The sequence below is a fragment of the Methylorubrum zatmanii genome (genome assembly GCF_014845115.1).
Classification (GTDB): domain Bacteria; phylum Pseudomonadota; class Alphaproteobacteria; order Rhizobiales; family Beijerinckiaceae; genus Methylobacterium; species Methylobacterium zatmanii.
The window spans coordinates 24,596-37,367 of sequence record NZ_NKUI01000094.1 but is presented as its reverse complement, the minus strand read 5'-3'; the positions used below and the strand labels follow the sequence as shown (position 1 = coordinate 37,367).

Sequence of the window (12,772 nt, the reverse complement as noted above, 5' to 3'; positions counted from 1 at the left end):
CCGCGCGCGCGCGCGGGAGCAGAAAGGCTTCGAGGGCATCGCCTACGGCCTCGCGGATCTCATCGGACAGGCTATGGAGGAGCTCGTCGAGCGACGAGGCGTGAAGCAGCGCCAGGCCAAGAAGGCGCTAACGACCCGCCTCGGGCTGATCCGGCAGGCCTGAAAAGGCCGCGCGCGCGGCCCGGCGCCTGGGAAGACCCGTCAGCAATCGCTGTCACCGATGAGATTCTGCTCCAGACCGGAGCCGTCGATTGCAAACGTCCATTGTCAGAGGATCCTGACATGAGCTGCAGAAAGGGTTTGGATGGCTGGAAATATCGTGTCAGCGATTTCTGACACGCCACACTGCTAGGGACGGGCGAGCGTCAGACGAACCTTGAGGCCACCGTCAGAAAATCCTGACTACTGCTAGCACGCGAAAAGAAAGCGCATGGCTTTCGCTGCCAGAAATCTCAGACAACGCCGTCAACGTCGGACGCCTCACCGTGGCAAGAGAGCTAGACGCCCCGCTTCAGAAGCGGGCGTGTCTCAGGAGAACCGTCAACGGTGGGCTCGCTCATGGATAGAGCTAGCTGAATTCCTTTCCTATGCCGCTCGGCTACTTCGCGCAGCCGCTCAACATGCCTGATAGGCGGCGTTCCTCGAAATTGCATAGTGTTAGGATCCGTCTCTTCCCAGCGTCGAAGTTGTTTCTGGTCGACGCCAAGCTCACTGGCCGCGCGACCGTGCCAAGTCGTCCCCCAAATAGCTGTAGCCAAGACGCGCATCTGAACGATGGTCGGCAAGCGTGGTGCTAGCAGCAGCGGAGGATAGTATTTGGTCGTGCGTATCAGGCCAAAGTACGCGTGCCGGTTGACGTCGTCTGCCGTCTCGCGGTCATCAGCGGCTGATCTTTTCTTCAGCCATCTTAATCCTCCCATCCAGTCAACCATGTCGAGTTGGCCTGGGAGGAACTCGGTCTGCACCCGTGGCTTGCTAGGCTTCTTCGCCATCACCTGCGCCTAAGATTGTCCGGATCGACGTTCTAGACCAGCAGCCCTGGAGCACCGAGTCGGAAAGAGGTGGACGGTTAAAAGAAGTCTGCGAAGCGGGATGGCTGAGCGTCTTCAAGGTAGCCTCGGGTCCGTCCGCGGTTTGTGCCGCCTTGGGTGTCAAGTGCGCGAGCATGTCGAAAAGGCGCTCGGCCGGGGGCCGGACTAGGCTGGATTCTACCCGGCGATCAGCATCCCGTCCCCGACCACGTACGGCTCCCAGTCACCGGCCTTGACGAACGCAACGCCGTTCCGCTTGAGCTCGTCCTCTACAAAGAACGGGACCATCTGGGAGGTCATAGCAGGGACCGTATCGACGGTGCGTGACCAGGGCCAAATTTATATGGCACGATATGAGCATGTCGTGGCCGCCTGGATTGGCCCTTCCATGCCAATGGCAGCTCTCGGAGGCCAAGTGGCCATGCCATCTGCTGTGTTCGAGAAGCCACTTGTGGCGCATTGCAGTCTAGACGGCATGCGAACTACTGACCCCTTGCAGACTTTCGAGCCTGCCGGTCCAGATGTCCGCTCCATAGGCTGAAGTGGACCTGTAGGCGGCCACGAACCCAGAAAGTACGGCCACGGTGGCGACCACATGCAATGGAGGCTGCCGGGAGGAAGCGACGTCCATCCATGCCGATCAATCCCCGTGATCAAGCTTGCTCATGGCCCCGCCGGCTATCTTAGGACCGAGGGTGTGCTTGAAGGCGACGGCGCCGGGTAGCTTACGCCCGCGCGGACGCTCTGCCCCTCCCGGCGACGACCGTCCTTAACGCGCGCGCCACCTCCTCGGCCGAGTAGGGCTTGCGCACGAGCTCGAACCCATGGGCGTCGTCGCGGGCCAGCACGTCGCTGTAGCCGGTCGTCAGGACCACCGGCAGCTTCGGGTGGTCCGTCCGGAGCCGGCGAGCGAGTTCGACGCCCCCGATGCCGGGCATGACCACGTCCGAGAACACCGCGTCGAAGCGGAACGGCACCCGCTCCATCTCCGCGAGCGCAGCCTCCGCGTTGTGCGCCCAGATCGTGGAGTGGCCGAGATCCTCAAGGAGCTGGGTGCAGAAGCGCCCGACGTCGAGGTTGTCCTCCACGACCAGCACGCACAGGGCGCGGTCCGCGTCCTGCATGGCGGGCTCCTCCTCGCCGGTCTCCGCGCTGTCCGGGGGCGGGTCGACGTGGGGCAGGTACAGCGAGAAAGTCGTGCCGCGCCCCACCTCGCTCGCCACGTCCACGTCGCCGCCCGACTGCTTGGCGAAGCCGACGACCTGACTCAAGCCCAACCCGGTGCCCTTGCCGATTTCCTTCGTCGTGAAGAACGGCTCGAAGACCTTCGCGAGCAGGTCTGGCGCGATGCCGACGCCCTCGTCGGAGACCGACACCACCGCGAAGGGCCCGGGCGCGCCGGCATGCCCGCGGATCGAGGGCAGCGCCTCGCCGCAGGTGAGCCGGAGCGTCAGCGTGCCCTCCCCGTCCATGGCGTCGCGGGCGTTCACGGCGAGGTTCACCAGCGCCGTCTCGAACTGGCTCGTATCGGCCCGCACGTGGCAGGGCCCGTCCGTCACCTCGGTCTTGATGCGGATGCGCGCGCCGGTCACCGCGTTGAGCATCTCCGAGGTGGCCCGCACGCGGTCCCGCAGGTCGAACACCTCGGGCTTGAGCGCCTGCCGCCGCGCGAAGGACAGGAGCTGGCTCGTCAGCTTAGCGGCCCGGTCGACCGTGTCCGCCACCGCCTCAAGGTAGCGGGTACGACGCTCCTCCGGCAGGTTCGGCCGGCGCAGGAACTCGACAGATGAGCGGATGATGGTGAGCAGGTTGTTGAAGTCATGCGCCACGCCGCCGGTGAGCTGGCCGACCGCCTCCATCTTCTGCGCGTGGCGCAAGGCCTCCTCGGCCCGGGCGAGCTGCTCCTGGCCGCGCAGCCGCTCGGTTGCGTCGGTGCCGTACTGGAAGGCACCGATCCTCCCGCCCGCGCCGTCCCGCAGCGTGGTGAACCTCAGCTCGTAGCAGCGCCGCCTGCGGGCCGGGTCGCCGAACTCGCCGACGAGCGTGAACTCCTCCCCTGACAGGGCGCGCGCCCATACCTCGCGGGACGCGGCCTGGTGCTCGGGCTTGTCCGCAAGCAGGTCGATCAGGTTGTCGCCCGCTCGTGGCCGGACCCCGTAGATCGCCTCGAACTCGTCCGCGCAGGCGCGATTGATGGCCAGCACCCGGAAGTCTGGGTCGAGGGCGTTAACCAGGGCGTCGGTCGTCTCGAACACGTCCGCCCAGAGCTTGCGCTGGGCGAGCGCCTCGGTGACGCGTTGCTCCAGCGTCTCGTTCACCTCGCGCAAGCGCTCCTCTGCGAGCCTGCGGTCGTGGATGTCCTCGACGACGCCGTACCAACGGACGATGCCGCCGCCCTCGTTCCGGCGCGGACGCGCGCGGGCACGCATCCAGCGGTACTCGCCGGTGGCCGCCACGCGGATGCGGTAGTCGACGTCCACCGGATCGCCGGACGTCAGAGCCGCCGAGAAGGCCGTCATGGTCCAAGGCACGTCGTCGGGGTGCAGCGCCTTGGCCCAGCCGGAGCCGTCCGGCTCACCCGGAGCCTGCTCCGTCAGTTCGAGCCAGCGGTTCGAGTAAGAGGTGATGTTGCCGTCGGGGTCGCAGGTCCAGGGCACCTGCGGGTTGAGCTCGACCGCGTGGCGGAAATGGTCCTCGCTCTCGCGGAGGCGCGCCTCGCCAAGCACCCGCGACGTGGTCTCCGCGGTGACGCAGAACAGCCCGTTGACGGCGCCGGCATCGTCCAGCACAGGCGAGTAGGAGAAGGACCACCAGCTCCGCTCCGGCACTCCCTGTCGCGAGAGGTCCAGCATGACGTCGGTGAGCGCCTGGCTCTCGCCCGACAGAGTGGCGTCGACCAGCGGGCCGATCTCGTCCCAGATGCTGGCCCAGACCTCGCGGAAGGGACGAGCCAGCGCGGTGTCCAGCCGGTAGCCGAGAATCGGGCGGTAGGCGTCGTTGTAGAAGCAAAGCAGGTCAGGCCCCCAGGCCAGGAACATCGCCGTGGGGCAGGACAGCATCAAGGACAGGGCATTGCGCAGGGCCGGCGGCCATTCCTCGGGCGGGCCGAGCGAGGTTTCCGACCAGTCGCGGGCGCGGATCTCCGAACCCGTCGTACCCCCGGACGGCAGGAACGAGAAGGCGTCAACCATGCCGTGCGCGGTCCCGCATCCCATCGGGCGCCCGCCGGCCGCCCGGTCGGCGCGAGCGCGCATCGCTCGGGGCATGCGAACGGCCCGAAGCCGCCGACGGCGTCACGCAACGGGAAGTCTCGCCGGGCATCGCGGTTGCATCCCCCTAGGTACGGTGCGGGCAGACGCCTCACCCTGCCACGCTTGATCGGTCCTGGCCCTAGATAGTGCGGGAGCGTGCAAACGACCGCTCCGCGGCGAGGGGTCGCGCGGTCGATCCGTGGCATCAACGGCTCGACGGCACCAAAGCGTGTCCATTGCCGTTGTGACAGTGCCCCAGGGCTAAGCGTGAGCCCTGCGTTCCGGTGAGCCATGACGGACCAGCCTACCCCACCGCCTCCCTCCACCGCCCCCGCACAGGCCGCCTCGACCCTATGGACGGCTTTCCTGGGCGTGGCTCTCGTCGGCCTGGTCGCCCTGCCAAGGCGGCGCGCAGGTCCCTCGCCCGTCGCGAGCGGTTCCGGGAAGGACGAACGGAAGCTCGGGACCGAGGATGGTCCCGCCTCTCATGAGGGCGCCGCGGCCGCGCACCTTGCCGAAGCCGAACCGGAGCGGGGGCGCCAGGCGGACACGCCGTCCGAGATCTCGGCCAAGGGCTGGAAGGACATCGCGCTCCGCCTCTACCAGGAGTTCGGCAACGACCGCATCCTGCTGGTCGCGGCCGGCGTCACCTTCTACGCCATCCTGGCGCTGTTCCCGGCCGTGGCGGCGCTCGTCTCCATCTACGGCGCGGTCGCGGACCCGAGCACGATCAACACGCACCTCAACGAGTTGCGCGGCATCCTGCCGGACGGCGCCATCGACATCGTCGGCGGGCAGGTGCAGCGGTTGACCGCGACCGGCGACACCGCCCTCGGCCTCACCGCCATCTTCAGCATCCTGCTCTCGCTCTGGAGCGCCAACGGCGGGATGAAGGCCATCTTCGACGCCCTCAACATCGCTTACGAGGAGGAGGAGAAGCGCTCCTTCGTCATGCTCAACCTGCAGTCGCTCGCCTTCACGGCAGGTGCGCTGCTGTTCGTGGTGCTAGCGCTGACCGGCATCGTGGTGGTGCCGGCTGCGCTGCAGGTGCTCGGGCTCGACCAGAAGGCCTGGTACATCGCGCTCCTGCGCTTCCCGGCCCTGCTGGTCCTCGTCATCGGCACCCTGGCGGTGCTGTACCGCTACGGTCCGAGCCGCAGGAAGCCGAAGTGGCGCTGGGTGACCTGGGGAAGCGCGGTGGCCGGCACCCTGTGGCTCGTCGCGTCGGGACTGTTCTCCTGGTACGTGGCCAACTTCGGCAGCTACAACGAGACCTACGGCTCGCTGGGCGCCGCCATCGGCTTCATGACCTGGATCTGGCTGTCCACGACGGTGGTGCTGCTCGGGGCCGAGCTCAACGCCGAGATGGAGCATCAGACCGCGCGCGACACAACGGTCGGGGGCGGCAAGCCGCTCGGCGCCCGCCAGGCCCGCATGGCCGATACGGTGGCGGCTTCCTCAACCTGACAGGCCACTCGCACGAGCGGCTCGCGTGCGGGCGATTGCGTAGCCACATGCCTCGGCCTACGCCTGGCCTGCCTCATCGGACACGAGCGGTTATCCTCGCACGTGTCCGACCTGACCCCGATTCGCCTACTCCCGGCGCCGAAGCATCCCTACCGACGCATGCCCGAGATCCAATTGGCCGCTTCCCGAACCGCCCGGCTGCGGGTGCCTCCGATGCCGAACCGTGATGGCGGAGGAGCGCGGTGAACGGCATCGGGAGCGGGTGCCCGCAGGATCGGTCACGCCTGATGGACCCGGTGCCCTACCAGGCGATCTTCGAGAGCGCCGTCGACTTTGCCATCGTCACCACCGACCATGAGGGGCGCGTCACCGCCTGGAACCCGGGCGCGGAGCGCATCCTGGGGTGGTCCGCCGAGGAGATGGTCGGGCATTCGGCGGAGAACTTCTTCACCCCCGAGGACCGAGCCGCGGGGCGGCCAGAGACGGAGATGCGGTGCGCCGCCGAGACGGGACGTGCGGCCGACGAGCGCTGGCACCTGCGCAAGGACGGCTCTCGGTTCTGGGCCAGCGGCGAGATGATGCCCTTGCGCTCGCCCGCGGGCGCCGACCTGGGCTTTCTCAAGATCCTGCGCGACCGCACCGAGGCGACGGCGAGCGAGGGCGAGACCCGCCGCAGCCGGGACGAACTCCAGGCCATGACGCATTTGCGGTCGTCGATGTCGGTGCAGGTCCCGACCCACCGCGTGAGGGCGCCGTCTCGGCTGCGCACCGGCTTGCCGCGCGTCAGGAACCAGCGGTAGGCGCCGTCCGCGCGGCGGATGCGAAACTCGGCCTCGTAGTCCTCGCCCGTTGCGAGCGACAACCGCCATGCCTTGTCGACCCCGCTCCGGTCGTCCGGATGGACGATGCCGGTCCAGGCGGAGCCGTCGAGCGTCCCGGCGGCCGCGCCGCTGTAGGCGTAGACCTGCTCGTTGAACCAGTAGAGTTGGCCATTGGGGCGTGCCGCCCAGACGTGGCTCGGCATGGCCTGGGCGAAGACGCGGAACTGCTCCTCGCTCGCGCGGAGCGCCTCCTCCCGGACGTGCTCGGCGGTGACGTCCTGCGCGACGCCACCGATGCGCCGGAGGCGGCCCTCGCCGTCGCGGATCGGGAAGCCGGTGTCCCGGATGTGCCGGACGCCCCCGTCCGGGCGCACGATGCGGTACTCGACCGTGAGCGTCTCGCCTGCGAGGAGGCGCGGCATGGCGGCGTAGGCGCGCTCGCGGTCCTCCGGGTGCACCAGCGCGGCCCACCGCCCGAGGTCGTCCAAGACGAGTTCGCGCCGGTCGCCCCAGACGCGCTCGTAGGCCGGGCTCAGGTACTCCAGGCGGTTGCCCGCAGGGTCGGCGATCCAGAGAACGTCGGCGGAGTTCTCGGCGAAGCTCCTGAAGCGCTCCTCGCTGGCGGCCAGCCCCGCCGCGGCGCGGAACCGGGCGGTCGTCTCCTGCGCCACGTTGAAGACGCCGGCGACGGTGCCGTCCGGGGCGAGTACCGGGTTGAGGCTGTAGGTGAAGAAGACCTCCTCGGGCGTGCCGGCCCGGTCGAGAAGCAGGCGCTGGTCCTGCACCTCGACGGCGCCCTCGCCGGAGAGCACCCGGGCGAACATGGGCCCGAGCTCGTCCCAAGCCTCGGGGAACACCTCGCGTGCCGGGCGCCCCATGGCACCCGGATGCTTGCCGCCGACCAGCGCCCCCCAGGCATCGTTGTAGAGGATGGCGAGATCCGTTCCCCAGTACACCGCTATCGGAGTGGCGGCCTGGAGCACGATCCCCGTCGCGAGGATGAGCGTGTCCGGCCAAGATTCCGGAGGCCCCAGCGCAGTCGCCGACCAGTCGAACGCCCGCATGCGGCCGCCCATTTCGCCGCCGCCAGGGAATACGTTCGAGGATGTCGTGATCGCGCCTACCATCCCGCAACTGGGTCCGATTTATCAGGACCTTCCTTGTGGCTGAAACGCCACAATCGATTCAAGCCCGCTCTCGGCTTGTCGGACAGAGGGGCGGCGCCGCGGCGAACTAGCGCGACGCGTCCGGAGTGCACCTTCAAGCGGCGCGGACACGGCGGCGGCATTTGGAACCCCGTGGTCGGAATCCGACGCTCGGTCCTCACCATTGAACGTCCGAGAAGGCGGGGAAGCAGCGGTTCAGCCGACGGGTATTGAACATTAGGAGCGCGCCGTCTGCCCATCGCTACCCTCGCGCGGTTGCGGGTTCGCAGTGGATGCGTGAGCAGGCCCGGACGCGACGGCGCGGCTTCCATGGGTTCGAGCTCACGGATCGGCGCTGGTCCGGCGGCGGGTTTAGCGACTTGGAGGAAGCCACCTGTCGGTTCCGCTCGGCTCGGGTCGAGGCAGTGTCAGCATGTGGAGGAGGCGGCCAAGGTGTACCCCGGCCAAGGCCTTGCCGGCAGTAACAAAAGAGTGCCGCGTAACGAAGCCTTAGCGCGCACCTGCTGATGCTGACATCCATCAGAAACGGATGTCATGTTCAGCCCGACCATGCCCAGTGTCATCGAAGAGGAGCGCATCGCTTCGATTAAGGAGCTTGGCGCCGACGCGATGGGGCCGTCCCCCTCTCTCGACCGCATCTGCGACCTGGCTCGGCACATCTTCGCCGTTCCCATCGCGTACGTGTCCGTCCTCGACGGCGAGACGCAGTGGCTGAAAGCGCAATGCGGCGTGTCGCTGGGTGACATGCCGCGGGGGCAGGCGCTCTGCGACCATACCATTGGCGCCGACGACGTGTTGGTCGTTCCCGACACCTTGGAGGATGAGCGCTTCGCGACGAATGCCCTCGTTACCGCTGGGCCCGGCATCCGGTTCTACGCGGGCGCGCCTCTGCTGCTGGAGCCGGGCATACGGCTGGGTGCGCTCTGCGTCGCCGACACCGCGCCGCGCGTGTTCCGTTCGGACCAAGCCGTGATCCTCGCCAAGCTCGCCGAGGTGGCGATGGCGGAGTTGATCCGCCATCGCGCCGACGTCAAGGCGGTGGCGGACCGCGACGAACTGGCTCGGGTTGCGCAACAGAAGGCCGAGCGGGACGAGGAAGTGCTGAAGCAGCGTACTCTCCTCTCGCAGGCCGAGAGCGTCAGCGCCTCGGGAAGCTGGGAGGTCGACCTCACGACGGGAGAGCTGACCTGGTCGGACGGGCTCTACCGCCTCCTCGGCGTCGAACCCGATGCCGGGCACGATGCGGCGAGCTTGTTCCGACGGAGCGTCCATCCCGAAGATCTCCATCTCCTGGATGAAGCGATCCGAGCGGTCGAGGGGGCCCGATCCTTCGCCATCGAGATCCGCATCGTCGACGCCGCAGGTAGGACGCGCCACCTGTCGAGCCGCGGTGGCCCCATGGAAGCCATCGCCGGGAGGCCGCCGCGCATGGTCGGCATCCTGTGCGACGTCTCCGAGGCCAAGGCCGTGGAGGCAAGGCTCCGCGAGAGCGAGGATCACCATCGCCATGCCGTGGAATTGAGTCCACAGATTCCCTGGACGGCGGACGCGCACGGAGGCATCACCGAGGCGGGTCCACGCTGGCTTGAACTCACCGGGATGACCGCGGCCCAGACCCTGGGCCACGGCTGGACCTCGGCCGTTCATCCCGACGACCTTCCGCCGACGACCGCGAAGTGGGCCTACGCCCTGGACCAGCGCTGTCCACTCGACACCGAGTACCGGGTCATGCTGCGCTCGGGTACGTACCGCTGGTTCCGCGCCTATGCGGCTCCGCGCCTCGCGTCCGATGGGTCGGTGCTGCGCTGGTACGGCACGCTCGAAGACATCCACGACCGCAAGCTCGCGGAAGCGGGGCTCCGCCAGAGCGTGGCCTTCGCGCGTAGCATCCTCGATGGCAGCCCCGACTTCGTCACGGTTCTCGACCTCGATGGGCGCGTGCGCTCGCTTGGTCGAAAGGCAATGGAGCGACTAAGCCAGGACGTGGCGAACCGGATCGTCGGACGTTCATGGGCAGACACCTGGCCAAAGGCGCACCGTGCTGCCGTCAAGCAAGCCGTGGCTCACGCCCGCGCTGGTACCGGACACCGCTTCTCCTGCATCTGCCCGGACAGGGTGGGCGCGGATACGTCGTGGGATATCACGGTCGACCCCGTCAGGGACGCCGACGGCACCATCACGCACATCCTCGTCATCTCCCGCGACGTGTCGGAGCAGGAGCGGATGCGGCGGGAGGTCAATGCCGCGCGCGCCCAGGTGGCCGAGGTGCTGGAGAGCACCACGGATTGCGTCATCGTCGTCGACCGTGACTCCCGCGTCACCTACATGAATCCGCACGCCAGGACCTTTGTCGGCAGAACCAGCGCACTCAAGGTCGGGGAGGTCTTCTGGGATGCCTACCCCGAGTACCTCACGACTGACCTGAAGCGGCGTTTCGAGCCCGTTCATGCCCGTGGCGAGGCGGTCAAGTTCGAGATGTTCGCCCAGAGAGCTGACATCTGGCTTGAGATCCATGCCTTCCCGAACGGGAGCGATGGCATGTCCATATTCTTTCGAGACGTGACGGAAGCGCGCCGCGCCCGCGAGGAGATCGTCCACCTTGCCCACCACGATCCGCTGACGGGCCTCTTGAACCGAACGAGCTTCAACAAGGTACTGGAGGAAGCGCTTGAACGCGGCGGCGAGGAAGTCGCCGTTCTCCTGCTCGATCTCGACCTGTTCAAGGAGGTGAACGACACCATGGGCCATCCGGTCGGCGACGCCTTGCTCCGCGCGGTCGCGCGCCGGCTTCGCGAGACGGTAGGGGATGGAAGCCGAATGGCCCGCCTCGGCGGCGACGAGTTCGCCGTGGTCCACATCGGGGATGTGGGCTCTGCGTCGGCGTTCGCCGGGAGGATGACCGCTTGCCTGCGGCCGCCGTTCGAGATCGACGGCAACGTCATCCATCTCGGAGCAAGCGTAGGCCTGGCCCGGGTCGCGGACGGTCGCAGGTCCACGGACGAACTCTTTAAGGCCGCCGACATCGCACTCTACCGCGCAAAGGCGGACGGAGGCGGCACCGTACGGCTGTTCGAGGACGGTATGCTGGAGCGTATCCGCGTCCGCCAGTTCATGAAGCAGGAACTCGGCGGTGCGTTGGAACGCGAGGAGCTGCACCTCGCCTACCAGCCGCTGCTGGACCTCCGTTCCGGCACGGTCCGAGCCGTCGAGGCCTTGCTCCGCTGGGACCACCCGACGAAAGGCTCCGTCTCCCCGGCGGAGTTCATCCCGCTCGCCGAGGAGACGGGCCTCATCGTGCCCATCGGCGACTGGGTGCTGCAGACGGCGTGTCGACAAGCTACCGAATGGCCGGAAGACGTCTCCGTTGCGGTCAACGTCTCGGCGGTCCAGTTCCGCTGCAACAGCCTGCCCCTGAAGGTGGCGGCGGCACTCGCGCGCTCCGGTCTGGCCCCAGCCCGTCTTGAGTTGGAGATTACGGAGTCTGTCCTTCTCCATGAGAGCGAGCACAACATGCGCATCCTGCACGCCCTGAAGGGGCTCGGCGTGCGCATCGCACTCGACGACTTCGGAACCGGGTTCTCGTCGCTCTCGTACCTACGCCTCTTCCCCTTCGACAAGCTTAAGCTCGACCGCTGCTTTGTCAGCGACATTGGACGTTCGTCCCAATCCGAAGCGATCATCCGAGCGGCGGGAGAGATGGGCAGGGCGCTCTCGATGGTCACGACGGCAGAGGGTGTCGAGACAGCAGACCAGCTTGCTTGGCTGAAGGCTAACGGCTGGTCACAGGCGCAGGGTTACTTTGTTGGGCGACCGTCCCGACTTCCATTTGATTTGGCTTACCGGAAAGGAGGCCAAACCGAGCTCCCTAGCGGGAGCGACGCCCGAGGGAAGGAGCAGAAGACGGCGCCGATCCTAGGGCAGGCTTGAGCCTTTGCCAGCGCCTTCGCCGCGCGGCCGGAACGGGCAACGCCACTCCTCGCCCACGACACGGCCGCTGTACTGGCGCGCCTCTGACGCCTCGCCGTGGCGCGCCAGCATCGGGTTCGCCGAGCCGGCCAGCGCCTCGTCCCGCTGCAGGATGGAGGCGCGCAGCTTCTCGTAGCGCCCTGCCTCGCGCAGCTGCTCGAACTGAGCGTGCAGGTTGAACACCAGCGCGGGCGAGGAGAACCGCCGCGCCGGCCGGCTTGCGTTCGGGTGCAGGCCGACCACGAAAAACGCCTCGCCGGCGAAGCTCAGCGAGAAGTGCGGACTGTCCGGCTCCTGGGCGACGCGTCCGTCCCAGGGATGCCCGAGCCAGGCATCCTTGTCGGCGAGCGACTGCACCCGGTCCCAGAGGTGCCGCTCGAAACCCTCCTCATCGAGGTTGCCGGGACCCTCGAACACCACCGCGAAGCTCTGGAACAGGTCCGGCCGCCTCCGATAGCGCGCCGCGAAGGCCATCAGCGCCGGGTAGATGCGCATGTCGTCCCAGGCCGAGGTGATGTCGCGGGCGACCAAGACGCGCATCTGCCCCTTGGTCAGGGCCGACTTGGCGCCGACGCACGGGAAGCCGGCGTCGCGGATGAAGGCACGGAAGGCTTCCGCCTGCGGATGGTTGGTATCGTCTCTAGGCAGCTGCATCGGAACTCGGTACGCACGTCGCACGAATGACCAAGAAACCGCGCGAGGTGGCGCGGCCTCGGGCAACGACGCCGCCTTCGCCGCGTTCCGCGTCGCGGCCGACCGGCGCGGTTTACCCACAGCCTACGGGCCGCCGCGACGGGCGCGGCCTGCACTCACTTGCTCTTGCCGCCCTTCTTGCCCAGTTCGGCCTGGGCCGACGACGAGGTGCGCGGGTTCGACTTGCCCTCGTCGCTCGCCTTGGCGTTCGCCTTCTTGGCCGTCGCGCTGCCGTGGCCCTTCTTCTCGGTCATGCTCGCCTCCTGTGGTTCGAACGGCAAGCCAGCGAAGGCCTCTGCGTTCCGACCCGCCCGCGCGACCGCACGCGGATTCGCTCCCGAACGGGGCCTGCCTGGGACGATGCGGCGCAGCCCTGG

At 67.8% G+C, this 12,772-nt stretch carries 5 protein-coding genes and 2 pseudogenes; 3 read left to right on the top strand and 4 right to left on the bottom strand.

The annotated features are described in order from the left end of the window. Positions 1 to 1,756: 1,756 nt before the first annotated feature. Positions 1,757 to 4,222 carry a PAS domain-containing protein gene (locus MZTS_RS12750; protein ID WP_192284131.1) on the bottom strand — a complete coding sequence of 822 codons (2,466 nt, stop codon included), beginning with the start codon at positions 4,220 to 4,222 and terminating at the stop codon, positions 1,757 to 1,759. A 351-nt stretch (positions 4,223 to 4,573) separates the two neighbouring features. Between MZTS_RS12750 and MZTS_RS12745 the strand changes: the two genes are divergently transcribed. Further along, a complete protein-coding gene (locus MZTS_RS12745) occupies positions 4,574 to 5,749 on the top strand; it encodes a YihY/virulence factor BrkB family protein (RefSeq protein ID WP_192284130.1) in 1,176 nt (391 codons plus the stop codon). Positions 5,750 to 6,051: 302 nt separating this feature from the next. Beyond that, positions 6,052 to 6,432: pseudogene (locus MZTS_RS25210) on the top strand (PAS domain S-box protein); the annotation flags it as partial. 44 nt (positions 6,433 to 6,476) lie between these two features. Here MZTS_RS25210 and MZTS_RS12740 read toward each other — a convergent pair. Next, a pseudogene (locus tag MZTS_RS12740) lies at positions 6,477 to 7,634 on the bottom strand (PAS domain-containing protein); the annotation flags it as partial. Positions 7,635 to 8,270: 636 nt separating this feature from the next. On the opposite strand from MZTS_RS12740, the gene MZTS_RS12735 reads away from it, so the two are divergent. Continuing rightward, positions 8,271 to 11,663, top strand: a complete 3,393-nt coding sequence (locus tag MZTS_RS12735; protein ID WP_192284128.1) for a bifunctional diguanylate cyclase/phosphodiesterase — start codon at positions 8,271 to 8,273, stop codon at positions 11,661 to 11,663. Here the strand turns inward: MZTS_RS12735 and gntA are convergent. Both gntA and MZTS_RS12725 read right to left on the bottom strand, forming a co-directional pair. After that, positions 11,649 to 12,356, bottom strand: coding sequence for a guanitoxin biosynthesis heme-dependent pre-guanitoxin N-hydroxylase GntA (gene gntA, locus MZTS_RS12730; RefSeq protein ID WP_192284127.1), 708 nt, complete (start codon positions 12,354 to 12,356; stop codon positions 11,649 to 11,651). The two genes, MZTS_RS12735 and gntA, sit on opposite strands and share 15 nt — an antisense overlap. Positions 12,357 to 12,511: 155 nt before the next feature. After that, a complete protein-coding gene (locus MZTS_RS12725; protein ID WP_192284126.1) occupies positions 12,512 to 12,649 on the bottom strand; it encodes a hypothetical protein in 138 nt (45 codons plus the stop codon). Positions 12,650 to 12,772 lie beyond the last annotated feature (123 nt).

Coding starts and splice junctions, on each gene's coding strand:
- MZTS_RS12750 (WP_192284131.1), bottom strand. CDS start 4,222: ATGGTTGACGCCTTCTCGTTCCTGCCGTCCGGGGGTACGACGGGTTCG.
- MZTS_RS12745 (WP_192284130.1), top strand. CDS start 4,574: ATGACGGACCAGCCTACCCCACCGCCTCCCTCCACCGCCCCCGCACAG.
- MZTS_RS12735 (WP_192284128.1), top strand. CDS start 8,271: ATGTTCAGCCCGACCATGCCCAGTGTCATCGAAGAGGAGCGCATCGCT.
- gntA (WP_192284127.1), bottom strand. CDS start 12,356: ATGCAGCTGCCTAGAGACGATACCAACCATCCGCAGGCGGAAGCCTTC.
- MZTS_RS12725 (WP_192284126.1), bottom strand. CDS start 12,649: ATGACCGAGAAGAAGGGCCACGGCAGCGCGACGGCCAAGAAGGCGAAC.